Source organism: Bradyrhizobium icense, assembly GCF_001693385.1.
Lineage (GTDB): Bacteria > Pseudomonadota > Alphaproteobacteria > Rhizobiales > Xanthobacteraceae > Bradyrhizobium > Bradyrhizobium icense.
This window is the reverse complement of record NZ_CP016428.1, coordinates 6,228,590-6,251,729: the sequence shown is the minus strand read 5'-3', so window position 1 is coordinate 6,251,729 and position 23,140 is coordinate 6,228,590. Positions and strand designations below refer to the sequence as shown.

Sequence of the window (23,140 nt, the reverse complement as noted above, 5' to 3'; positions counted from 1 at the left end):
GGACATGCTCATGCGCAAGAAATAAGGGGAGTAGGGCCATGCTGGCTATTTCGGATCTTCACGTCGCGTACGGCCAGAGCGAGGTGCTGCATGGCCTCAATGTATCGGTGGCGTCCAACGAGATCGTCGCGATCATGGGCCGCAACGGCATGGGCAAGACCACGCTGATGAAGTCGCTGATGGGCATCCTGCCGGCCAAGAGCGGCTCTGTCAGTGTCGACGGCACCGAGCTCGGCGCGCTGCCGAGCTATGCGCGCGTCGCCAAGGGCCTCGCCTATGTGCCGCAGGGCCGCATGATCTTTTCCACCATGACAGTGAAGGAGAACATCGAGACCGGCCTCGTGGTGTCGGGCGGCTCGGAGGTGCCCGAGGACATCTACGAATTGTTCCCGGTGCTCCTGGAGATGAAAGGCCGGCGCGGCGGCAATCTCTCCGGCGGACAGCAGCAGCAACTCGCGATCGCCCGCGCGCTCGCCACCAAGCCAAAAGTGCTGCTGCTGGACGAGCCGACCGAGGGCATCCAGCCGTCGATCATCAAGGACATGGCGCGCACTCTGAAGCGCATTCGCGACGAGCGCGGCCTCTCGATCGTCGTCTCCGAACAGGTCCTGAGCTTTGCGCTCGATATCGCCGACCGCGTGCTCGTCATCGAGAACGGCGAAATCGTCCGCGACGAGCCGCGCGACAGCGTCGATGCCGCGCAAGTTTCCAAATTCCTGTCCGTGTAACGAGCATGATCCGGAAAAGTGTGAAGCGGTTTTCCGAAAAGATGATGCTCAAAAAGTAAACCTGAACCGTGCTGTCTAAAAAGGGGAGCTATCGATGCCAGAGACTCTGATCAAGGTCGATCTTTCGAAATCGGCCTACGACAACGACATGATCCACAACCGCTGGCACCCCGATATTCCTATCGTGGCGTGGGTCAATCCGGGCGACGATTTCATCATCGAGACCTATGACTGGACCGGCGGCTTCATCAAGAACAACGATTCCGCCGACGACGTGCGCGACATCGATCTGTCGATCGTGCACTTCCTGTCCGGCCCGATCGGCGTCAAGGGTACCGAGCCCGGCGACTTGCTGGTGGTTGATCTGCTCGACGTCGGCCCGCTCAAGGAAAGCCTCTGGGGATTTAACGGCTTTTTCTCCAAACAAAATGGCGGCGGCTTCCTGACCGATCACTTTCCGCTGGCGCAGAAGTCGATCTGGGACATCAAGGGTCTCTATACGTCGTCGCGCCACGTGCCCGGCGTGAACTTTGCGGGCCTGATCCATCCCGGCCTGATCGGCTGTCTTCCGGACCCGAAACTGCTGGCGACCTGGAACGAGCGCGAGACCGCGCTGATCGCGACCAATCCGACGCGCGTGCCGGGCCTCGCCAATCCGCCGTTTGCCGCGACGGCGCATGCCGGCCGCGCCAAGGGCGACGCCAAGGCCAAGGTCGGCGCCGAAGGCGCGCGCACCGTGCCGCCGCGCGAGCATGGCGGCAATTGCGACATCAAGGATCTGTCGCGCGGCTCCAAGATATTCTTCCCGGTCTATGTGCCGGGCGGTGGGCTGTCGATGGGCGACCTGCACTTCAGCCAGGGCGACGGCGAGATCACGTTCTGCGGCGCGATCGAAATGGCCGGCTGGCTGCATCTGAAGGTCGATATCATCAAGGACGGCGTCGCCAAGTATGGGATCAAGAATCCTGTCTTTAAGCCGTCGCCGATCACGCCGAACTACAAGGACTATCTGATCTTCGAGGGCATCTCGGTCGACGAGGCCGGCAAGCAGCATTACCTCGACGTCCACATTGCCTATCGCCAGGCGTGTTTGAACGCGATCGAGTATCTCAAGAAGTTCGGCTATTCCGGCGCGCAGGCCTATTCGATCCTCGGCACCGCGCCGTGCCAGGGCCACATCTCGGGCGTGGTCGACGTGCCCAATGCCTGCGCCACGCTGTGGCTGCCAACGGAGATTTTTGATTTCGACATCATGCCGTCGTCGGCAGGACCGATCAAACACATCAAGGGCGACATTCAGATGCCGATCTCGCCCGACAAGTGATCCAGCGCGCGAAGGATGCGGGGCGGCCCGGCGTGTCGGCCGCCCGCATCGGCCGCGAACATTTTCCATTCGCTACTCGCCCTTCGCTATTTGCCTGTAAGGAAGTCCAATGCCCGTCTACGAATATCTCTGCAACAATTGCGGCCCGTTCACGGACTTGCGGCCGATGGCCGAATGCGACGACCCGCAGGACTGCCCGAATTGCGAAAATGCATCACGGCGCGTGATCCTGACCGCGCCGGCATTCTTCTGCATGCCTTCAGACAAGCGGAAAGCGATTGCCACCAACGAGCGTAGCGCCAACGTGCCGAAGACGGTTGCGGAATACAAGGCTTCGCACGGTCCCGGCTGTGGCTGCTGTTCGACCGGCAAGAAGAAGCCGGCCCGGCTCATGACCAGGACCAGAGGCGGCGCCAAGGGCTTTCCGACCGCGCGACCCTGGATGATCAGCCACTAACGGCGCGATACTTCCAACTCAAACCAGAAGAGGCGATCCAATGCTTCACGGTGACATTTCCTCCAGCAACGACACAGTCGGCGTCGCCGTCGTCAATTACAAAATGCCGCGACTGCACACCAAGGCCGAGGTGCTCGACAACGCCCGCAAGATCGCCGACATGATCGTCGGCATGAAGCTCGGCCTGCCGGGTATGGATCTCGTGATCTTCCCGGAATACTCCACCCACGGCATCATGTATGACTCCAAGGAGATGTACGAGACTGCCTCGCAGATCCCGGGCGCCGAGACGGAAATCTTCGCCGAAGCCTGTCGCAAGGCAAAAGTCTGGGGCGTGTTCTCGCTCACCGGCGAGCGCCACGAGGAGCACCCGCACAAGGCGCCGTACAACACCTTGATCCTGATGAACGACAAGGGCGAGATCGTCCAGAAGTACCGCAAGATCATGCCGTGGGTGCCGATCGAAGGCTGGTATCCCGGCAACTGCACCTATGTCTCCGAGGGCCCGAAAGGCCTCAAGGTCAGCCTGATCATCTGCGACGACGGCAATTTTCCGGAGATCTGGCGCGACTGCGCCATGAAGGGCGCCGAGCTGATCGTGCGCTGCCAGGGCTACATGTATCCGGCCAAGGAACAGCAGATCCTGATTTCCAAGGCGATGGCCTGGGCCAACAACGTCTATGTCGCCGTCGCCAATGCCGCCGGCTTCGACGGTGTCTATTCCTATTTCGGGCACTCCGCGATCATCGGCTTCGACGGCCGCACGCTGGGCGAGACCGGCGAGGAGGAATACGGCATCCAGTACGCGGGATTATCGAAGAGCCTGATCCGCGATGCGCGCCGCAACGGCCAGTCGCAGAACCATCTCTTCAAGCTGCTGCATCGCGGCTACACCGGCATGATCAACTCCGGCGAAAGCGCGCGCGGCGTGGCGGCCTGTCCCTACGATTTCTATGCGAAGTGGATCGCCGATCCCGAAGGCACCCGCGAGATGGTCGAGGCGATGACGCGGCCAACGGTCGGCACCGACGAATGCCCGATCGAAGGTATCCCGAACGAGGCGACGGCGAGTAATTATTGAGTCGGTGAGCGTCACGCACACGGGCGTCGTCCCGGCCTTGAGCCGGGACCCATAACCACAGCCATGCTGTAGTGAGAACACTGTAGCCCCAGCGCTGCGCAACCATGAACGACGGTGGTTATGGGTCCCGGGTCGCGCTTCGCTTGCCCGGGACGACGTTTGAGGGGACATCCTCACTCGTTTCATCTATGGTCTGCTATGCAGTTCCATCGACGACGAGGCGACCTTGCAATTAAAAAAATTCGGCAGCAACAAGCTCGACGTTTCCGTGATCGGGCAGGGCACCTGGTATCTGGACCGCGGCGACCGCAAGGCCGCCGTTGCGGCGCTGCGCCGTGGCATCGAAACCGGCATGACCCATATCGACACCGCCGAGATGTATGGCGACGCCGAGCTCGTGATCGCGGATGCCATTGCGGGACTGCCGCGTGAAAAGCTATTCCTGGTCTCCAAGGTGCTGCCGAGCAACGCCGCGCGGCGCGGCACCATCACCGCCTGCGAGCGCTCGCTGAAGCGGCTGAAGGCCGATTATCTCGACTGCTATCTGCTGCACTGGCGCGGCTCCTATCCATTCGAGGACACGGTTGCCGCCTTCGACGAACTGGTGAGAAGCGGAAAGATTCGCTCCTGGGGCGTCAGCAATTTCGATGAGGACGATCTCGGCGAACTGCTCGACGTCGCAGGCGAGAGCAAGATCGCCTGCAACCAGGTGCTCTATCATCTGCAGGAGCGCGCGATCGAGCACGCGGTCATCCCATGGTGCGAGAAGCATGGCGTTGCCGTCGTCGCCTATTCGCCGTTCGGCCACAATGATTTTCCGTCGCCGCGCAGCAAGGGTGGCGAGGTGCTGCAGGCGATTGCCGATGCACACAAGGCGACCCCGCGCCAGGTCGCGCTGGCGTTTCTCACGCGTACGGCGTCGGTGCTCGCGATTCCGAAAGCCTCCAGCGCAGAACACGCCGCGGAGAATGCCGCTGCCGGCGATCTGAAGCTGAGCGATGCGGAGATCGCCGCGCTCGACAAAGCCTTTCCGCGCGGGCCCAAGCCGCGCGGCCTTCCGATACTCTGACGGAACACCGTCCTTAACAAAGTGTTGCTTTCGCGCCCTCAGCGCATATCCGCATCCTGTTTTCGGACCTAGTCGCATTGGGCGAATTGGTGTTTTTTACAACCTCGCCCGATTCGAAAATTACTGCCTTCGAGATTGCCGTGACACCGCCCCCCGCCGCAGCCGCGAGGCTGGACAGCGCCCATCTGCGTTTGCCCGAAAAGAAATCCACCGTCCGCAAGGCGCCCGCGCGCGCCGATCGGCCGTTCAAGGGCATCGCGCTGGTGCTGGCCTCGACGATCTTTCTCGGCGCCTCCGACGTGACAGCGAAATATCTCTCGGCGACGCTGCCCTCGATCGAGATCGCCTGGATCCGCTTCCTGGTGTTTGCGATGATCATGACCCCGGCGATGCTGCCGGGTTCCCCGCTCTATGCGCTGCAGACCAAGCGCCGCGGCCTGCATCTGCTGCGCGGCGCGGCGCTGCTGGGCTCGTCGCTGTTCTTCATCTCCGGACTGCGGTTCCTCCCCATTGCGGAGGCCTCCGCCACCGGCTTCGTCGCGCCGATGTTCGTCACGGCGCTGTCGATCATCTTTCTCGGCGAGAAGGTCGGCCTGCGCCGCTGGATCGCGACCGGCGTCGGCCTGGTCGGCGTGCTGATCATCCTGCGTCCCGGCACCGGCGCGTTCCACCCGGCTGCGTTCTTTCCGCTGGTCTCGGCGCTGGCCTGGGCCTGCACGCTGATCATGACGCGGATGATGAGCGGCACCGAGCGCGCCATCACCACCATGACCTATTCGTCGATCGCGGGCCTCCTCATTCTGTCCGCGCTGGTGCCGTTCGTCTGGGTGACGCCGACCTGGCACGATATTGCCTTCGGCATCCTGATCGGCGTCGCCTCGACGGCAGGGCAGTGGATCGTGGTGCTGGCGTTCCGCTACGCCGACGCCTCCGTGCTGGCGCCGTTTTCCTATACGCAATTGCTGTGGGTCAGCCTGCTCGGCTTCTTCATCTTCGGCGAAGTCCCGGACGCCTACACCATCACCGGCGCCGCCTTCATCGTCGCCTCAGGCCTCTACACCGCCCATCGCGAGCGGGTGCGCCGCTCGCAGCTTCTGGCTGTCTCGGGCGAGCCGTCGCCAAACGCCTGATCGCGCACTGATTGCTATCAGCGCCACAAAATCGTGGCGCGAGTGCCACAGTGCGGCCGGAAAGCGCCTGATGTCGGCGCCAAATCAGAGAATTCTGGAATAGCCGCATCCTGCGGCGAAACCCGCGTGCTAACCTGAGTTCCACATGGCGCCGAAGAGCGCTGGGGAATGGGGTTCAGGGCGTTGCTTTTTCAGTTGCTATCGTCGGCGCAGGGCCGATGCCGCCGGGACGTGCCCGCATGGGCCACCGCGATGCCGGTGTTTCTGGTTGGCCTGTGCCTTTCGGCGACATCAGCGAACGCGGCCTGCGCGCCCGATCCAGCGTCGAGCGGCCAGACCGTCACCTGCAGCGGCAACACGCCGGGCGGCTTTCAGGCCGGCGGCGGCGTCGACAATCTCACCGTAAACGTGCTGGCCGGGGCGACCGTCAGTGACGGTGGCGGCGGTATCGTCATCGGCGTCAATGATTTCAACACGGTTACCAACAGCGGCACGCTCACCGGCGGGCTATCGACCACCGGTATCTTTGCCGGCGTGAACAACACGATCGTCAACGCCGCCTCTGGCATCATTACGGTAGGCGGCGACGGCTCCGGAATCTTCGCCGCCGGCAACAGCAACGTGACGAACGCGGGCACCATCACAATCGGCGACGCGGGCGGGCCGGCGGCCGGCATCTTTGCCATCAATGACGACAACACGATCAGCAACCTCGCCAGCGCGACCATTACCGTCGGTCTCAATGCCGCGGGCATATCGGTGCAGGGCAATCGCGCCATTGCCAACAACGCGGGCACGATCAGCGCGGGCGATTTCGGCGTCGGCATCGACGTGTTCGGCGACGATGCGTTGATCACGAGCAGCGGGACGATCAACGTTACCGATAACGCGGCCGGCATCTCTGCGCAGGGCGACCGCGCTTTGATCACCCATTTCGGTACCATCAATGGCGGCGTCAGCAGCGCCGGCATTGCCTATAACGGCTCGTCCACCACGATCAACAGCTCTGGCCACATCGTTCTCGGCGACGATGGCGTCGGCATCGTCGTGCTCGGCGATTCCAATACCATCACCAACAGCGGCACCATCACCGTCGGCGCTGGCTTCGCCGTCGGCATCGACGTCACTAGTCTGGTCGGCACCAATTCCATCATCAACACCGGAACGATCAACGTCGGCGCGGGTGCGACGGGCATACTGCTGAGCGGCAGCGGTACGGTTTTCAACTCGGGCACGATCAATGCGGCGACCGGCTTTGCCGCAATCGAACTCTGCGGCTGCGGCAACAGCACGCTGACGCTCGGGCCTGGCAGCGTCATCAACGGCCTCGTGCTCGGCAACGGCACCGACACGTTCCAGCTTGGCGGCACCGGCAAGGATACGTTCAACCTCAGCCTGATCGGCGCCGGCCAGCAATATGACGGCTTCGCGACCTTCAACAAGGTCGACGGCTCGAACTGGACCGTCACCGGCATCGGCGCGCAGAACTGGAACGTTCTCGGCGGCACGCTCTCGGTCAACGGCGTCGTCAATGGGCTCGTGACCGTGAACGCCAGTGGCACGCTCGGCGGCACCGGTACGATCGACGATGTTTTCGTCAATGGCGGTACGCTGGCGCCGGGCAATTCGATCGGCACGCTCAACGTGGCGGGCAGCCTGACCTTCTCGGCGGCGTCGAGCTACATGGTCGAGGTCTCGGGCGCGAGCAGCGATCACACCAGGGTCACCGGCGTGGCCACGCTTGGCGGTGCCACTGTCGTGGTCGTGCCGACCGGCACGGTGGCCAGGCAGTACACTATCCTGACCGCGACCGGCGGCGTTCCCGACACCTTCAATCCGGTCGTTTCAGGCGTTTCGCCGAACCTGAATCCGAGTCTCAGCTACGACGCCAACAACGTCTATCTCAATTTCGCGCTGAACTACGGCGGCGGCCTCAATATCAACCAGCAGAACGTCGCCAACGCGCTGACTAATTTCTTCAATACCACCGGCGGTATACCGGCCGGATTTGCCTCGCTCTCGTCGGCCGGCCTGACGCAGGTCTCCGGCGAACTGGCGACCGGATCGCAGCAGGCGACCTTCGACGCCATGAACCTGTTCCTCTCGCTGATCTCGGATTCGTTCGTGACGGGCCGCAATGGCGGCTTCGGTGGCAATGCGGGTGCGATCCCATTCGTCGAAGAGAGCACGCACGCCTATGCCGCGAAGAAGCCCCGCGCCGCGCGCGACGCCTTTGCCAGATTCCCGACCAAAGCGGATGCTGCGCGCAACGATCTGTTCGCCCGGCGCTGGAACGTCTGGGGCTCCGCTTTCGGCGGCGGCAGCAATACGAGCGGCAATGCCGCGCTCGGATCGAACGACGCGACTGCGCGGGTATTCGGCTTTGCAGTGGGCGCCGATTACCGCCTCTCGCGCGACACGCTGGCAGGCTTTGCGCTCGCCGGCGGCGGCACCAATTTCAGCGTCTCTGGGTTCGGCTCCGGGCGCTCGGACCTGTTTCAGGCCGGCGCCTTCATTCGCCACAACATGGGCAACGCCTACGTCACCGCAGCCGCCGCCTATGGCTGGCAGGACGTGACCACGGAGCGCACCGTCACGGTGGCCGGCTTCGAGCGCTTGCGCGCCGAGTTCAACGCCAACGCCTATTCCGGCCGCATCGAGGGCGGCTACCGCTATGTGACGCCGTGGATGGGCATCACGCCCTATGCCGCCGGCCAGTTCACCACCTACAGCCTGCCGGCCTATGCCGAGCAGGTGCTGGCAGGCGCCGGCACCTTTGCGCTGAGTTATGCAGCCAAGGACGTCACCGCCTCGCGCAGCGAACTCGGCGTGCGCACCGACAAGTCCTGGGCGATGCCATCAGGCATCCTGACGCTACGCGGCCGCGCCGCCTGGGCGCACGATTTCAATACCGATCGCAACGTCACGGCATTGTTCCAGACGCTGCCGGGCGCGGCCTTCGTCGTCAACGGCGCAGCGCAGGCGCATGATTCCGCGCTCGTGACTGCTGCTGCCGAGATGAAATGGCTGAACGGCTGGTCCGCGGCGGCGATCTTCGAAGGCCAGTTCTCCAACGTCACCAATTCCTACGCCGGCAAGGGTGTTGTGCGCTATTCGTGGTGATCCTCCGTGCTAAGGTGAAGAAAAGGAACGGGAGGATCGTTCGTGCGCGCAGCCATTTTCCGCAACGGGGAAATTGTCGTCGACGAGATGCCGGAGCCGAAACCCGATGCCGGGCAGGTGCTGGTGAAGTCGCTGGCCTGCGGCATCTGCGGCTCCGACCTGCACGCGCGCAAGCACGCGCACCGCATGGTGGAGCTCGCCAGGCATTTTCCGGGCCGCAACCCGATGGACCTTTCCCGCGACGTCGTATTCGGCCATGAATTCTGCTGCGAGGTGCTGGACTGTGGTCCTGGCACGACGGGTAGGTTCAAGGCGGGCACCAAGGTTTGTTCGCTGCCGGCGCTGCTGACCCCGGAAGGCCCGCAGGGCATCGGCTATTCCAACGACAATGTCGGCGCCTACGCCGAACGCCTGCTGCTTAGCGAAGCCCTGCTACTCGAAGTTCCGAACGGCCTCGCCGCCGAACACGCCGCGCTCACCGAGCCGCTCGCGGTCGGCGTTCATGCGGTCGCGAAAGCGAACATCAGGGGCGACGAGGTGCCCTTGGTGATCGGCTGCGGCCCGGTCGGGCTCGCGGTCATCGCAGCGCTGAAGATCAGGGGATTGCACCCGATCGTTGCCGCCGATTATTCACCAGCACGCCGTGCGTTGGCCGAAAAGCTCGGCGCCGACGTCGTTGTCGATCCCGCGCGCTCGCAGCCTTACGCGACCTGGGCCGAGCACGCGCAGATGTCGCCCGAGGAGAAGGCTGCGCGCCCGCCGCTGCAGGCGCTGTTGCCGGCGCTGAAACCCGCGCTGATTTTCGAATGCGTCGGCGTGCCCGGCCTGATCCAGCAGGTGTTCGAAGGCGCGCCGCGCGATGCCCGCATCGTCGTGGTCGGCGTCTGCATGGAGACTGACCGCTCCGAGCCGATGCTCGGCATACTGAAGGAGCTCAACGTCCAGTACGTGCTGGGCTACACACCCGAGGAGTTCGCCTATTCGCTCCGCCTGATCGCCGAAGGGCAGGTGGATGCCGCCTCGATGGTCACCGCCACCGTCGGCATCGACGGCGTCGCCAAGGCATTCGCCGATCTCGCCAATCCGGAGGCGCACACCAAGATCATCGTCGAGCCGTGGCGGTGATGCCCGTGTAGACTGGGCAAAGGTGCGTAGCGCCGTGCCCACCATTCATCCACAATCTCCTTTGGGCACGCTTCGCTTTGCCCAGCCTACGGCATTTTGTGCTGTGGATACTCCAACTGCATCGCCACGAATTCGGCCGTATCCGTTCCGTAGCGCGTAGCGATGCCCGCAAGCGCGTTGTCCAGCGCTTCCGTCGGTTTCGTATTCTCGGTCGCCGGCAGCAATCGCGCCGCGGGCCAGTTCTCCGCGACCTGGTCGGGAATGATCCGCAATCCTCCGCGGCTCTGCTGCGCGCCGGCCGAACTGGCGAACGTCACCGTGTGCGACCGATAGGTCCGCGACCAGGCGTCGGTGACGAGCGCCAGCGAGACCTCGTCGACGCCATCCTTGAGCTCGATGCCGAGTTTCTCGTGCGCCCAGAACGCGGCCGTGTTGCGGATCGCGGTCAGCGCAAACGGGCGTGTGAACTTGAACGCGTCGCTGTCGTGTCGCGCATCCCATTCGGCAAGGCCGATCTCGCGGCCGACGGCGCGCGCCTTGTCGCGGCCGGCAATCGCCTCGATCAAGGTGAGCGACATCGGCATCGCCGCCGTGATCCCGGTGGTCGTCGCCACGCCCTTGTCGACCACCAGCCGCCGATCTTCGACATAGCGCATCGTTGGATGCTTGCCGCGCAACTCCTTGACCGAATACCAGTGCGTGGTGGCCTGCTTGTCGTGCAGCAGCCCGGCATCGCCGACCACCTTGGCGCCGACGCAGACGCCGATCACGATTGCACCCTTGGCCGACTGGCTTCGGATCCATTGCAGCGCATCGGGATCGTCGTCGCGGCTCATGGCGGGGACGATGACATAGTCGGCGCCGTCAGAATGCTGCGCATCGAATTCCGCGACGGTCGCCTGAGGTTCGACCTTGAGCGTCGGATAGAGTGTCACCGGACCGGGTTTCGTCGCCAGCGTGACGACATCGGCGACGTCGGCGCGCTTGAGAATGCCATAGGGCATGAGATAGTCGGTGGTCTCGGTAGCGTCGTTGATCCCGATGATCGCGATCAGCGGGCGCTGCCGCTTCGGCGGCTTCAGCGCCGCGACCGTCGCATCGCGCTCGTCTGGCGCGATTGCAGGCGGGTCTGCGGCCGAAGACGCCGGCGGCAGCGAGAAAATCCAGCCGCCGCCAATCACGGCGACAAGCGCGACAGCGCCGAGCACGCTCCACAATACACGTCGCAAGTTCATCGGTTTGCCGGCACGCGCCTCACTCATATCGACCAACCGCAGTCTACTGCCGCCGTGATCCGTCTGAAATGACGTAAATCGAGCGAAAACGGCCACCGCCTCAATCTCGTGTGCCGGACGCGGTGCAGCGTGTCCCGGCGATGCGAAGCATCGTCCGGTACGCTGCTCCGCAGGGCCGGGACCCATTGTGCCTGCGACATGGACCCGGCTCTGCAGCGCACCGCTCACGCGCTGCGCAGCGTCTGGGGAACGCAAGCTGAGAGGTCGCGGCGGCGGTTCCACGGGTGCCTTCACGCTGACACAGCATGAACGGCTACCGCTGCCGGAGGGATCCTCCCGGTTTGCGGGAATGTCCATCCGGCATGGTGGCGATTGTCCCGTGCCGTGTAGCGCCACAGCTTTGCGGGGCAAGCATCACGGCCTCTGCACAAGGAGGGCTTCATGCCATCGGATAGACGTATGTTTTTGGGCGCAGGCCTCGGCGTCACCGCCGCGCTCGCTTCGCACGCCAGCGGGTTGACGACATCGGCGCAGGCAGCGTCGTCAGACGGTCCGCCTCTGCCTGCCAATGTCCATCTCGAGCCGGAGGTACGCGCCGCCGCAGCCCACGATTTTGGCCGCCTCATTCACAAGCAACCGCGCGGCGTGCTCAGGCCCGCATCGAGCGCCGACATTGCAAGCCTGATGCGCTGGGCGAAGGACCGCGACGTCAAGGTGGCGGCGCGCGGGCAGGGCCACTCGATCTATGGCCGCTCACTGACCGAGAATGGCATCGTGGTCGACATGAGCGCGATGAACGCGATCCGCGATGTCAGGTACGATCGCGTCGTGGTCGACGCCGGTGCGACGTGGCGAGATCTGCTTGACGCAACCCTGGCGCAGGGACTGACGCCGCCGGTGCTGACCAACTATCTCGGTCTATCGGTCGGCGGAACGATCGCGGTGGGTGGCATCGGAGCGATGTCATCCCGGCATGGTATGCAAACCGACAACGTCATCGCGCTTGAGGTGGTGACGGGCGATGGAAACGTGTTGAGCTGCTCGGCAACGGCGAATCCGGATCTCTTCGACGCTGTCCGCGCCGGCCTAGGCCAATGCGGCATCGTTACCCGCGCAACGCTGCGCCTGGTGCGCGCTCCTGAGCGCATCAGGCGCTTTCAGCTCTTCTACCGCGATTTGCCATCGCTATTGGCAGACCAGCGGCGCATGCTGACGGAAGGGCGCTTCGAGCAGTTGCAGGGGGCCGTTCTTCCCGATGGCAGCGGCGGTTGGCGGTACCAACTCGACGGCGCGATATCCTATGGCAGCGGTTCGGCTCCGGATGACAAGGCGGTGCTTTCCGGACTATCGGATGAGCGCGGCGCCGCCGTCATCGCCGACCTAAGTTATCGCGAGGATACCCTGGCGTTTGGAAAATTCGAAAATCTGCTGCGCTCCAAAGGCCAGTGGTCCAATCCGCAGCCCTGGTTTTTGACGTTCCTGCGCGGCAGCAACGCCGAGCGGGTCGCCGACGACATTCTAGCCGGTCTGAAGGGCGATGCTGTTGGTCCCTTCGGGCGGATAACTCTCTACCCTTTGCTCACGAGAGCGTTTCATACGCCGCTGGTTCGCCTGCCGAAGGAAGACATGTTCTTCGTCTTCAATCTCATTCGCATCCCCGCATCGAACGATGCGCCGGCGGCAGAGAGGATGGTCGCGGACAATCGCAGGCTCTACGATCGCATTCGCGAAGCCGGCGGCGTTCAATATCCGGTCGGTGCGTTCGCCATGTCGCCTGGCGATTGGGAGGTTCATTTCGGATCAAGCTGGCCGCAGCTTCGCGAAGCCAAGCGGCGCTACGATCCACAGCATCTGCTTGCGCCCGGATACAATGTATTCTGACATGCTGAGCTAAAGCAGATCGGTCTTCAGGCTGCTCGCCAGAAAATCCGAGAAACGCCGGACGCGCTCCAGCGGCGCCCGTGTCGGCGGCCAGACCAACTGGATCTGCATTCCCTCGGTTTCGAATTCCGGCAGAACGATCGTGAGCGCGCCCTGCGCGACGAGATCGCTGATCTGCCACAGCGGCAGCCGGGCAAGCCCGGTGCCTTCGCGCGCGGCAGCCCGGATCGAAGCGGCGCTGTTCGAACGAAAGCGGCCGTGCACCCTGATCGGCTGCAGCCGGCCGTCGAGGCGAAACGGCCATTTGTCGATCACCTCGGCGCCGGCCCGCAAGATGCAGGCGTGCTGCTCGAGATCGTCTGGATGCTGCGGCCGGCCATGTTCGGCGAAATAAGACGGTGCGCCGACGATGACCACGCGCAGCGTATGCAATCGCCGGGCGATCAGGGATTCATCGGCGGAGTCGCCGATCCGAACGGCAATATCGAGTCCCTCCGCAATGAGATCGACCTGCTCGTCGGAGGCGCGAAGCTCGACATCCACGTTGGGATAGAGTTTTAGAAAGCGGCTGACGATCGGCGCCACGTAGGATGACGCAAACAGGACAGGCGCACCAACCTTCAACGGCCCCAGAATTTCGCCGCGCAGATTGGCTGCCTCGGCTCGCGCCTCGATGATTTCTGCGACCGCCGGCTTGATGCGTTCGTAAAATACCCGCCCGGCCTCGGTCGGCTCCGAACGCCGCGTGGTGCGTTTGACGAGCTCGACGCCGAGCGCGCGTTCCAGCGCCATCAGCGACCGGTTGAGGGATTGCAACGGGCGACGAAGATGACGTGAGGCCGCCGCCTGGCTGCCCTTCTCGATGACCGCCAGGAAGGCTTCGAGATCGTCCAACCGTTCCAATTCGATAGACCGCGTCTGATATACCGCCCCTTGGGAAGGTGGATCGAACACCCAGTAATTGCAAGGTCGGCAGAGGAGACAGGCAAATCACTTCTGATTTTCAGAAATCGTGTCAAGCCCTGGAATCAAAATGAATCAAGAATATTTCGCTTAACACGAGGGGCAAATCATCGGCATAACTCCGCCCGTCTCATCCATTGAGGGGCGCTCGCGATCGTCACGAACGTGCGGTGAGATGCGGTGGACGCGGAAGGCGCAGGACGTAGGCGCCGGAAGCGTACGGCGAAGTCGTGTGGTTCTGGCGCCGCGGTGCTGGCGTTAAGTTCTTTGAGAAGCGAAAGCTTCTCAGGAGCGACGGAGGCAAGAACGCCGTTCTCCGGGAAGAGCACGAAGTAAGCCGTAAAGCCATTGCGCAGGGAAGGCCGGGATGCTCCCGCTGTACCTGTATGCTCGTGTGCGTGTTCTTGATGCGCAATTGCACACGAGACCGCGGGTGCGGCGCGCACCCGGTCTTTCCTGCGTCCTCTGAACAAGAGGGCGGGAAGTTGAGATGCAAACCTCGGGCAGATGATGCCGCGAGATCGCGAACGCACACTCCGTTGTCGTCACCCGCCAACTGGTCGCGCGAAGCGCGCCCGATGACAGGCTCCGGCGGGTGACCCAGTATTCCTGAGGCAGCAGTGATTGAACCGAGAAGCCTTCGAACTCGAGCAACGCCCAGCGCCGTCGTCCCGGACAAGCGAGCGTAGCGAGCGCGATCCGGGATCCATACGCCGCGGCGGTTGTTACCTTAGGAGAATGGTCGACGGCTTTCCCTCAATAACGCACGGTCGTGGTTATGTGTCCCTGCGTTCGCAGAGACGACAGCAACTCACACCGGCAGCGCGATCGAATACTTCACCTGACTCAGCGCAAAGCTCGACTCGATGGACGCGATGCCGTCGAGCCGCGTCAGCTTGTTCTTCAGGAACGCTTCGTAGGAGGACAAATCAGCAGCGACCACGCGCAACAGATAATCGCGGTTGCCGGTCATCAGATAACACTCCAGCACCTCGTCCCATTTCGAGATCGCTTTGGCAAACCGGTTGAGGTCTTCCTCCTTCTGCCGCGCCAGCTTGATCGAGATGAAGACGCTGACATGCAAGCCCAACGATTTCTGGTCGACGGTCGCGATGTAGCGGGTGATGACGCCGCGCTCTTCCAAAAGCTTGACGCGGCGATGGCAGGGCGACACGGACAGGCCGACCTTGTCGGCGAGCTCCTGCATGGTCATGCGGCTGTCGGACTGGAGCAGGGCAAGAATCTTGCGGTCGATGGCGTCGAGGGAGGGCATTGGGATGAACTCAGGGTTTGGAGGCTGTTTGTGGGAAACTATCCCAATATCGGGCGGCATGTCGCAGGAAATTGAGAATTTTGACACCTCCCGGTCCGCTAAAATCGGCGCATACTGAATGCCTCCGGAGCACGGCCATGCCCATCGAGCCCGCACGCCTGGAAATGCTGACCGCGCTGGCGCGCAAGGTTTTGTGGCTGTCGTCGTGGACCATCCATCACGCCAACCACGTCAGGCCCAATACCGACGGGTTGAAGGTCGGCGGCCATCAGGCCTCATCCGCCTCGCTCGCCAACATCATGTCGGCCCTGTACTTCTCCGTGTTGCGTCCGCAGGACCGCGTCGCGGTGAAGCCGCATGCGAGCCCGGTGTTTCACGCCATCCAGTATCTGTTCGGCCATCAGACCCGCGACAAGCTGGAAAATTTCCGCGGCTTCAAGGGCGCGCAGTCCTATCCGTCGCGCACCAAGGATGCCGACGACGTCGACTTCTCCACTGGCTCGGTGGGACTAGGGGTGGCGCAGACGCTGTTCTCCTCGCTGGTACAGGATTACGTCACCGCCCATGGCTGGATGAAGGAGCGGCCCGAGGGGCGGATGATTGCGCTCGTCGGCGACGCCGAGATGGACGAGGGCAATATTTTCGAAGCGCTGCTCGAGGGGTGGAAGCACGCGCTGCGCAATACCTGGTGGGTGGTCGACTACAACCGCCAGAGCCTCGATGCCGTGGTGCGTGAAGGGCTGTGGGCGAAGTTCGAAACGATGTTCCGCAATTTCGGCTGGGAAGTCGTGATCGTCAAATACGGCCGCCTGATGCAGGCGGCGTTCGCCGAGCCCGGTGGCGAGGCCTTGCGGCGCTGGATCGATAATTGCCCGAACCAGATGTATGCCGCGCTGTGCTTCCAGGGCGGCGCGGCGTTCCGAAGACATCTGCAGGACGACATCGGCGATCAGGGGCAGGTGTCGCAACTGATCGACCGCCGCAGCGACGAGGAGTTGCTGGCGCTGATGTCCAATCTGGGCGGCCACGACATGGCCAGCATGATCGAGGCATTTGAATCGATCGACCATGATCGCCCGGTCTGCTTCATCGCCTACACCATCAAGGGCGTCGGCCTGCCGATGCAGGGCCACAAGGACAACCACGCCGGCCTGATGACGGTGGCGCAGATGGAGAAGTGGCGCGCCGCGCAGAACATCCGCCCCGGCCACGAATGGGACAAGTTCGAAGGTCTGTCGCAGACGCCGGCCGAACTCGAAGCATTCCTGGCCGCCGCGCCCTTCAATCAGGAGGGCCGCCGCCGGCTGACCGCGCCTGACATCGAGGTGCCCGAGCGGCTTACCTTCAAGCCGGCGGCGCAGATGTCGACGCAGCAAGGCTTTGGGCTGGTGCTCAACGAACTCGCGCGCGGCGATACCGAACTGGCCGCGCGCATCGTAACCGTATCGCCTGATGTTACCGTCTCGACCAATCTCGGCGCATGGGTCAACCGCCGCGGGCTGTTCGCCAAGGCCGAAAACCACGACCTGTTCCGGCAGGAGAAGATCCCGTCCGCCTACACATGGGAGTTCTCGCCGAAGGGGCAGCACCTCGAACTCGGCATTGCCGAGATGAATCTGTTCATCATGCTCTCGGCGCTGGGGCTGTCGCATCAGATCAACGGCGAACGGCTGCTGCCGGTCGGCACGTTGTACGATCCCTTCATCGAGCGCGGCCTCGATGCGCTGAACTACGCCTGTTACCAGGACGCGCGCTTCATGGTGGTGGCGACGCCATCCGGCATTACGCTGGCGCCGGAAGGCGGCGCGCATCAGTCGATCGCGACGCCCTTGATCGGCATGGCGCAGGACGGGCTGGCGTCGTTCGAGCCGGCGTTCGTCGATGAACTTGCCGTGATCATGGCTTTCGGCTTCCGCCACATGCAGCGCGAAGACGGCGAGGGCGGTTCGATCTATCTGCGGCTGTCGACCCGCGCGGTCGACCAGCCGCAGCGTATCATGACACCGGCCCTGCAGAGCGACATCACCGCGGGCGCCTACTGGCTGCGGGAGCCAGGCGCCAATTGCGATATCGTGATCGCCTATACCGGCGCGGTCGCGCCCGAGGCGATCGAGGCGGTGGGCTTCATCGGCGAAAGCCACCGCGATGTCGGCTTGCTGGCGGTAACCTCCGCGGACCGGCTGCATGCGGGATGGTCCGCTGCGCGGAATTTGCGGCGCGACCGCCGTGGCATCCAGCATCTCAGCCATGTCGAAAAGCTGCTGGCGCCGCTGTCGCGCGACTGCGGCCTCGTCACCGTGATCGACGGCCATCCGGCCGCGCTCGGCTGGCTCGGCAGCGTCCGCGGCCACCGCACTGAAGCGCTCGGCGTCGAGCAGTTCGGCCAGACCGGTACGATTGGCGACCTCTACCGCCACTACGGCATCGACGCCAACGCCATCATCGATGCGGCGGAAAGCCTCACCGTAGGCGCGCCGGTGCGGCATCGGAAGATGGCGGTCTAGCCGTCGTTAGTAACTGTCGTCCCTGCGGTTCGCAGGGACGACAGGAAATGGAGGCACCTTGTCACCGTCGCATCCCTGTCCTTATATCCAGCGCCTGCCGCAACGCGGCACCCCGCATATGGCGGGTTCAACTGCCCTGGCTTTCGTGCAAGGATGCCTGCCGAACGCTTCCGTTCCTCCTCCATTGCCCCGAGATAAAGAGGTTTCCGATGGTCAATCGCATGCAATTCTACATCGATGGCGCCTGGGTCGATCCCGCCGTCAAGAAGTCCACACCCGTCGTCAATCCGGCGACCGAAGAAGCGATGTATGAAGTTGCGCTCGGCTCGAAGGCCGACCTCGACAAGGCCGTTGCCGCTGCCAAGCGCGCCTTCGTGACCTATTCGCAGACCAGCCGCGAGGAGCGCGTCGCGCTCCTGGAAAAGATCATCGCGATCTACAAGGGCCGCATGAAGGACATCGGTGCCGCCGTCTCCGACGAGATGGGCGCGCCGCTGCCGATGGCGGAAAAGCTGCAGGCCGGTGCGGGCCTCGGCCACATCATGTCGACGCTGGAAGTCCTGAAGAACTACCACTTCGAAGAGACGCTTCCCTCGGCCGTGGTCGTGCGCGAGCCGCTCGGCGTCGTCGGCATGATCACCCCCTGGAACTGGCCGCTCAACCAGATCGCCTGCAAAGTGGCGCCCGCGCTCGCTGCCGGTTGCACGATGATCCTCAAGCCCTCGGAGTTCACGCCGACCTCGGCGCTGATCTTCGCCGAGATCCTCCATGAAGCGGGCGTGCCGAAGGGCGTGTTCAACCTCGTCAACGGCCTCGGGCCTGAAGTCGGCGCGGCGATGGCCGAGCATCCCGACATCGACATGATCTCGTTCACGGGCTCGACCCGCGCCGGCGTCGACGTCGCCAAGCGCGCCGCGCCCACCGTGAAGCGCGTCAGCCAGGAGCTTGGCGGCAAATCGCCGAACGTCATCCTCGAAGGCGCCGATCTCACCAAGGCCGTCACCGGCGGCGTAATGCACATGTTCAACAACTCCGGGCAGTCGTGCAACGCGCCGTCGCGGATGATCGTGCCGCTGTCGAAGATGAAGGAAGTCGCCGCCATCGCCAAGGGTGTCGCCGACAAGACCAAGGCCGGCGATCCGCGCGCCGAAGGCACCACCATCGGCCCCGTCGTCAACCGCGGCCAGTGGGACAAGATCCAGGCGCTGATCAAGAAGGGTATCGACGAAGGCGCGACTCTCGTCGCCGGCGGCCCCGGTCTGCCGGAGGGGGTCAACAAGGGCTTCTACGTCCGCCCGACCATCTTCGCCGACGTTACCAACGAGATGACGATTGCGCGCGAGGAAATCTTCGGACCGGTGCTGACGATCATCGGCGCGAAGGATGAAGCCGATGCGGTGCGTATCGCCAACGACACGCCCTACGGTCTCGCCGGTTACGTCTCGGGCGATACGGTGGAAAGCGCGCGTCGCGTCGCCCGGCAGATCCGCGCCGGCAACGTCAACCTGCAGGGCGTGCCGAACGATCGCACCGCGCCGTTCGGCGGCTACAAGCAGTCCGGCAACGGCCGCGAATGGGGCAAGTACGGCCTCGAGGAATATCTCGAGGTAAAGGCGGTCGCCGGCTACAACGCGGCGTAATTGATGCGGCGCTCGCGCCGATCGTGAAAGATGCCGGCTGCGGAACCGCGGCCGGCATTTTTTTGACCAGAATCGTCGTCAGGCTGAAGCCAACGTCGATGCGCGCCGCCGATACAGCGACGATCTAACAAGAAGAGTGTGGAGGATGCCCGTGAGGAAAATTGCCGTTGCACTCGTCGCGCTGATGTCGCTGACTGCCACCGCGGAGGCGCAGACGCCGAAGGATCTGCTCGCGGCCCTCAGGGTAAAGTGGAACACGCCAACCGAGCCGTTCAAGATGATCGGCAACGTCTACTACGTCGGAACCGACGGCCTGGCGTCCTATCTGATCACGTCGCCGCAAGGTCATATCCTGGTCGATACGGTGATGCCGGAATCAACGTCGCAGATCAAAGCGAACATCGAAACGCTCGGCTTCAAGATCACCGACATCAAATACCTCCTCAACACCCACGCCCACATCGATCATACCGGCGGCCTTGCCGAGATGAAACAGGCCAGTGGCGGCCAGATGGTCGCCGGCGAAGCCGACAAACCGCTGCTCGAAGGCGGCTACTATCCTGGCGCGCAGGAAAATACCGCGCTGGCGTTTCCGCCTGTGAAGGTCGACCGCACGGTTCGCGAAGGTGACACGGTCAAGATCGGTGACGTCACTCTGACGGCCCGCGAAACGCCCGGCCATTCGCCGGGCTGCACGAGCTGGGAATTCGCGGTGAAGGACGGCGATGCCACGCGCTCGGTCCTGATCTTCTGCAGCGGCACGGTGGCGCTGAATCGCCTCGTCACCAATCCGACCTATTCCGGAATCGTTACCGATTACCGGAAGACGTTCGTGCGGGCGAAGGACATGAAGGTGGACGTGCTGCTCGCGCCGCATCCGGAAATGTACAAGATGGCGGAAAAGCGCGCCAAGCTCGCCGAAGGCGGTCCCAACCCGTTCGTCAGCCCAGGTGAGTTCAACGCCTATGCGGCGACGCTGGAGAAGGCGTTTGAAGACGCGCTCGTCAAGCAAAACGCCGCCGTGCAGGAAAAGAAGGGATAGAACCTATCCGCCCGGCGCGCCCTGCGTGTTCACATAGAGCGCGTAGATCGACTGGCTCGCGGCCATGAACAGGCGGTTGCGCTTCACGCCGCCGAAGCAGAGATTGGCGCAGCGTTCGGGTAGCGCGATGCGGCCGATCAGGACGCCGTCGGGGGCGAAAACGACCACGCCGTCGAGTTCGGGGTCGCCCATGCCCCAGCCGCACCACAGATTGCCGTCGATATCCACTCGAAAGCCGTCCGGCGTGCCGGGTCCCGCATCGACGAACACGCGCTTGTCGGAAAGCTTGTCGCCGGAAGGCGAGACGTCATAAGCGAGGATCTTGCGGTTCGGCACACCGCGGGACTCGATGATGTAGAGGATTTTTTCATCCGGCGAGAAAGCGAGCCCGTTGGGTCCCAGCACGCCCTCGGCTACGATGGTGGCCTTGCCGGTCGCGACATCCAGCCGATAGACATTGGCGTCGATCTCGGGATCGGCCTTGTAGCCCTCGTAATTGCCGAGCAGGCCGAACACCGGATCGGTGAACCAGATCGAGCCGTCGGACTTCACGACGACGTCGTTCGGCGAGTTGAGCCGCCTGCCCTCGAAGGAATCGATCAGTACCGTGATTGAACCGTCATATTCGGTGCGCGTTACCCGCCGGCCGCCATGCTCGCAGGTGATCAGGCGTCCCTGCCGATCGCGGGTGTTGCCGTTGGCGAAGTTCGACGGCTTGCGGAAGATGCTGACCGCGCCGGTCTCTTCCTCCCACTTGATGATGCGCTGGTTCGGAATGTCGCTGCACAGCAGATACCGCCCGTCGCCGAACCAAACCGGCCCTTCGGCCCAGCGCAAGCCCGTGGTCAGCCGCTCCACCGCCGACAGCTTGAGCCAGTATTTTTCGAAGCGCGGATCGAGCGCGCGGATGGCCGGATCGGGGTAACAGGTCGCCGGGCGCCAGCCGGCGGAATGCGATGCTGCATCGGACATTTGCTGTTCTCGTTGGTGCGTTCCCGGAGCGTTTGGGTTAGCTATCATTACCTGCTAATGACCGCAAATCGGTTGCGAGACTTACGAGGAACGAAATGCCACGCGTATTGATGACCGGCGCCGCCGGCGGGATCGGCACCTCCTTGCGCAAGCTGCTGCCGCCGATCTATCCGGACCTGCTGCTGAGCGATTTGAAGGCGCCGGCCGATCTCGGCAAGGACGAGAAGTTCAAGGCGGCCGATCTCGCCGACATGGCACAGGTTGAGGCGATTTGCGAAGGCGTAGACGGCATCCTGCATTTTGGCGGCTACTCGGTGGAAGGTCCCTGGGATTCGATCCTGCAGTCCAACATCATCGGCGGCTACAATCTGTTCGAAGCCGCGCGGAAAAAGGGCGTGAAGCGCGTGGTGTTCGCGTCGTCGAACCACGCGGTCGGCTTCTACCCGCGCCATCACCGGATCGGCACCGACGTCACCGCGCGGCCGGACAGCCGTTACGGCGTCAGCAAGGTGTTCGGCGAAGCGGTCGGTGCGCTCTATGCCGACAAGCACGGGCTCGGCGTCACCTGTATCCGGATCGGCAATTTCGGCGAGAAGCCGCTCGACCATCGCAGGCTTTCGATCTGGCTGAAGCCGGAAGACCTGGTGCAGCTCTGTTGCATCGGGCTCGACCATCCCGACATCCATTTCGAGATCTTCTACGGCGCCTCCTATAACGAGCGAGCCTGGTGGGACAATCACCGCGCCTACGAACTCGGCTATCGGCCGACCGGCCGGGCCGAGGATTTCCGCGAACATGCGATGGCCGAGCAGGCCAAACTGAAGCCTGATCCGGTCGGCGATTACTACCAGGGCGGCACGTTCTGCAGCATGGAGTTCGATGGCGACGAGAGCCGGATCGTGGATTGGAGCAAGCGCTAGCGCTTGCCTTCATCCTCGGCGATGCGCCCGAGATAATCCGACTTGCTGAACTGCATATGATCGACGCAGAGCTGCGCCAGCGCCCAGCTATCGCGGCCCTTCAAGAGTTCAATCATGAGTTCATGCTGGCGGCGCGATAGCGCCAGCCCGTCCCGGTCGGCCAGATTCTTGGCGCGCATCGGCAGCGTCAGGTTCATGTAGTCCTGCAGCAAGCGAACCAGATAGGGGTTGTCGCAAGCCGAGAACAGCGCGACGTGGAACGCGTCGTTGGTCTCGTGAATGCCGCGCAAATCCTCTGCGTCGGCCCTGGCGCAATATTGCCGCTGGAGCTCGTTCAATTGCTCGATCAGGCTGGCGGGGGCGGGCAGCGCAATCATCAGCGCCGCCTGCCGCGTCAGCATTTCCCGCACCTCGTAGATCTGGCGCACCTCCTCGGCCGAATAGAACCGCACCGTGGCGCCAATGTTTTTCTCGCGCAGCACGATGCCCTGGCGTTCCATTTGAAATAGCGCCTGGCGGACGAAATGCCGGCTGGCGCCGTAGCGCTGCATTAGCGTGTCCTCGACCAGCCGCGAGCCCGGCGCGAAGCGGCCGAAGATGATGTCCTCTTCCAGCCGGCGGATGACTTCCGCCTGTTCCTCCTCGCGTGAGAGGGCAGGCATTTCGGCGGACG

18 protein-coding genes are annotated in these 23,140 nt (G+C 63.4%); 13 read left to right on the top strand and 5 right to left on the bottom strand.

Going from position 1 to position 23,140, the window contains the following annotated elements; all coding sequences use genetic code 11:
- Window positions 1-38: 38 nt before the first annotated feature.
- The 8 genes from urtE to LMTR13_RS29090 all read left to right on the top strand — a co-directional run bounded on the left by urtE (window position 39) and on the right by LMTR13_RS29090 (window position 10,037).
- Window positions 39-728, top strand: coding sequence for an urea ABC transporter ATP-binding subunit UrtE (gene urtE / locus LMTR13_RS29125; RefSeq protein ID WP_065730775.1), 690 nt, complete (start codon window positions 39-41; stop codon window positions 726-728).
- Window positions 729-822: 94 nt separating this feature from the next.
- On the top strand, window positions 823-2,052 hold the full coding sequence (gene fmdA, locus LMTR13_RS29120; RefSeq protein ID WP_065730774.1) for a formamidase: 1,230 nt from the start codon (window positions 823-825) through the stop codon (window positions 2,050-2,052).
- 109 nt (window positions 2,053-2,161) lie between these two features.
- A complete protein-coding gene (locus tag LMTR13_RS29115; protein ID WP_065730773.1) occupies window positions 2,162-2,509 on the top strand; it encodes an FmdB family zinc ribbon protein in 348 nt (115 codons plus the stop codon).
- A 40-nt stretch (window positions 2,510-2,549) separates the two neighbouring features.
- Entirely contained in the window at window positions 2,550-3,590 is a 1,041-nt protein-coding gene (locus LMTR13_RS29110; RefSeq protein ID WP_065730772.1) for an aliphatic amidase, read from the top strand.
- A gap of 226 nt (window positions 3,591-3,816) precedes the next feature.
- Window positions 3,817-4,659 (top strand): aldo/keto reductase, encoded by an 843-nt coding sequence (locus tag LMTR13_RS29105; RefSeq protein ID WP_065730771.1) that lies wholly within the window; start codon window positions 3,817-3,819, stop codon window positions 4,657-4,659.
- A 185-nt stretch (window positions 4,660-4,844) separates the two neighbouring features.
- Window positions 4,845-5,789, top strand: a complete 945-nt coding sequence (locus LMTR13_RS29100) for a DMT family transporter (RefSeq protein WP_065733057.1) — start codon at window positions 4,845-4,847, stop codon at window positions 5,787-5,789.
- 252 nt (window positions 5,790-6,041) lie between these two features.
- Window positions 6,042-8,912 carry an autotransporter outer membrane beta-barrel domain-containing protein gene (locus LMTR13_RS29095; protein WP_083219514.1) on the top strand — a complete coding sequence of 957 codons (2,871 nt, stop codon included), beginning with the start codon at window positions 6,042-6,044 and terminating at the stop codon, window positions 8,910-8,912.
- 42 nt (window positions 8,913-8,954) lie between these two features.
- Window positions 8,955-10,037 (top strand): zinc-binding dehydrogenase, encoded by a 1,083-nt coding sequence (locus LMTR13_RS29090; protein WP_065730770.1) that lies wholly within the window; start codon window positions 8,955-8,957, stop codon window positions 10,035-10,037.
- Between the two features lie 86 nt (window positions 10,038-10,123).
- On the opposite strand, the gene LMTR13_RS29085 is transcribed toward LMTR13_RS29090, so the two are convergent.
- Window positions 10,124-11,272, bottom strand: coding sequence for a DJ-1/PfpI family protein (locus LMTR13_RS29085; RefSeq protein WP_065733055.1), 1,149 nt, complete (start codon window positions 11,270-11,272; stop codon window positions 10,124-10,126).
- 441 nt (window positions 11,273-11,713) lie between these two features.
- On the opposite strand from LMTR13_RS29085, the gene LMTR13_RS29080 reads away from it, so the two are divergent.
- Window positions 11,714-13,153, top strand: coding sequence for an FAD-binding protein (locus LMTR13_RS29080; protein ID WP_065730769.1), 1,440 nt, complete (start codon window positions 11,714-11,716; stop codon window positions 13,151-13,153).
- A gap of 9 nt (window positions 13,154-13,162) precedes the next feature.
- Here LMTR13_RS29080 and LMTR13_RS29075 read toward each other — a convergent pair whose 3' ends face one another.
- Both LMTR13_RS29075 and LMTR13_RS29070 read right to left on the bottom strand, forming a co-directional pair.
- On the bottom strand, window positions 13,163-14,047 hold the full coding sequence (locus tag LMTR13_RS29075; RefSeq protein WP_236843184.1) for a LysR family transcriptional regulator: 885 nt from the start codon (window positions 14,045-14,047) through the stop codon (window positions 13,163-13,165).
- 880 nt (window positions 14,048-14,927) lie between these two features.
- A complete protein-coding gene (locus LMTR13_RS29070; protein WP_065730768.1) occupies window positions 14,928-15,389 on the bottom strand; it encodes an Lrp/AsnC family transcriptional regulator in 462 nt (153 codons plus the stop codon).
- A gap of 137 nt (window positions 15,390-15,526) precedes the next feature.
- On the opposite strand from LMTR13_RS29070, the gene LMTR13_RS29065 reads away from it, so the two are divergent.
- The 3 genes from LMTR13_RS29065 to bla all read left to right on the top strand — a co-directional run bounded on the left by LMTR13_RS29065 (window position 15,527) and on the right by bla (window position 20,575).
- Window positions 15,527-17,893: a transketolase gene (locus LMTR13_RS29065; protein WP_065730767.1), complete on the top strand. Its 2,367-nt coding sequence runs from the start codon at window positions 15,527-15,529 to the stop codon at window positions 17,891-17,893.
- Between the two features lie 209 nt (window positions 17,894-18,102).
- On the top strand, window positions 18,103-19,533 hold the full coding sequence (locus LMTR13_RS29060; RefSeq protein ID WP_065730766.1) for an aldehyde dehydrogenase family protein: 1,431 nt from the start codon (window positions 18,103-18,105) through the stop codon (window positions 19,531-19,533).
- Between the two features lie 151 nt (window positions 19,534-19,684).
- Window positions 19,685-20,575, top strand: a complete 891-nt coding sequence (bla, locus tag LMTR13_RS29055; RefSeq protein WP_065733053.1) for a subclass B3 metallo-beta-lactamase — start codon at window positions 19,685-19,687, stop codon at window positions 20,573-20,575.
- 3 nt (window positions 20,576-20,578) lie between these two features.
- Here the strand turns inward: bla and LMTR13_RS29050 are convergent, their stop codons facing one another.
- On the bottom strand, window positions 20,579-21,547 hold the full coding sequence (locus LMTR13_RS29050) for an SMP-30/gluconolactonase/LRE family protein (RefSeq protein WP_065730765.1): 969 nt from the start codon (window positions 21,545-21,547) through the stop codon (window positions 20,579-20,581).
- Window positions 21,548-21,642: 95 nt separating this feature from the next.
- Between LMTR13_RS29050 and LMTR13_RS29045 the strand changes: the two genes are divergently transcribed.
- Window positions 21,643-22,467, top strand: a complete 825-nt coding sequence (locus LMTR13_RS29045) for an NAD-dependent epimerase/dehydratase family protein (RefSeq protein ID WP_065730764.1) — start codon at window positions 21,643-21,645, stop codon at window positions 22,465-22,467.
- Here the strand turns inward: LMTR13_RS29045 and LMTR13_RS29040 are convergent.
- Window positions 22,464-23,129 (bottom strand): GntR family transcriptional regulator, encoded by a 666-nt coding sequence (locus LMTR13_RS29040; protein ID WP_418219815.1) that lies wholly within the window; start codon window positions 23,127-23,129, stop codon window positions 22,464-22,466. The genes LMTR13_RS29045 and LMTR13_RS29040 overlap by 4 nt on opposite strands.
- Window positions 23,130-23,140: the final 11 nt, after the last annotated feature.

Excerpts from the sequence above, each read along its gene's own strand:
- LMTR13_RS29115 (WP_065730773.1), top strand. The coding sequence starts at position 2,162 with ATGCCCGTCTACGAATATCTCTGCAACAATTGCGGCCCGTTCACGGAC.
- LMTR13_RS29045 (WP_065730764.1), top strand. The coding sequence starts at position 21,643 with ATGCCACGCGTATTGATGACCGGCGCCGCCGGCGGGATCGGCACCTCC.
- urtE (WP_065730775.1), top strand. The coding sequence starts at position 39 with ATGCTGGCTATTTCGGATCTTCACGTCGCGTACGGCCAGAGCGAGGTG.
- LMTR13_RS29110 (WP_065730772.1), top strand. The coding sequence starts at position 2,550 with ATGCTTCACGGTGACATTTCCTCCAGCAACGACACAGTCGGCGTCGCC.
- fmdA (WP_065730774.1), top strand. The coding sequence starts at position 823 with ATGCCAGAGACTCTGATCAAGGTCGATCTTTCGAAATCGGCCTACGAC.
- LMTR13_RS29050 (WP_065730765.1), bottom strand. The coding sequence starts at position 21,547 with ATGTCCGATGCAGCATCGCATTCCGCCGGCTGGCGCCCGGCGACCTGT.
- LMTR13_RS29040 (WP_418219815.1), bottom strand. The coding sequence starts at position 23,129 with ATGCCTGCCCTCTCACGCGAGGAGGAACAGGCGGAAGTCATCCGCCGG.
- LMTR13_RS29070 (WP_065730768.1), bottom strand. The coding sequence starts at position 15,389 with ATGCCCTCCCTCGACGCCATCGACCGCAAGATTCTTGCCCTGCTCCAG.
- LMTR13_RS29085 (WP_065733055.1), bottom strand. The coding sequence starts at position 11,272 with ATGAACTTGCGACGTGTATTGTGGAGCGTGCTCGGCGCTGTCGCGCTT.
- LMTR13_RS29080 (WP_065730769.1), top strand. The coding sequence starts at position 11,714 with ATGCCATCGGATAGACGTATGTTTTTGGGCGCAGGCCTCGGCGTCACC.
- LMTR13_RS29095 (WP_083219514.1), top strand. The coding sequence starts at position 6,042 with ATGCCGGTGTTTCTGGTTGGCCTGTGCCTTTCGGCGACATCAGCGAAC.
- LMTR13_RS29065 (WP_065730767.1), top strand. The coding sequence starts at position 15,527 with ATGCCCATCGAGCCCGCACGCCTGGAAATGCTGACCGCGCTGGCGCGC.
- LMTR13_RS29060 (WP_065730766.1), top strand. The coding sequence starts at position 18,103 with ATGGTCAATCGCATGCAATTCTACATCGATGGCGCCTGGGTCGATCCC.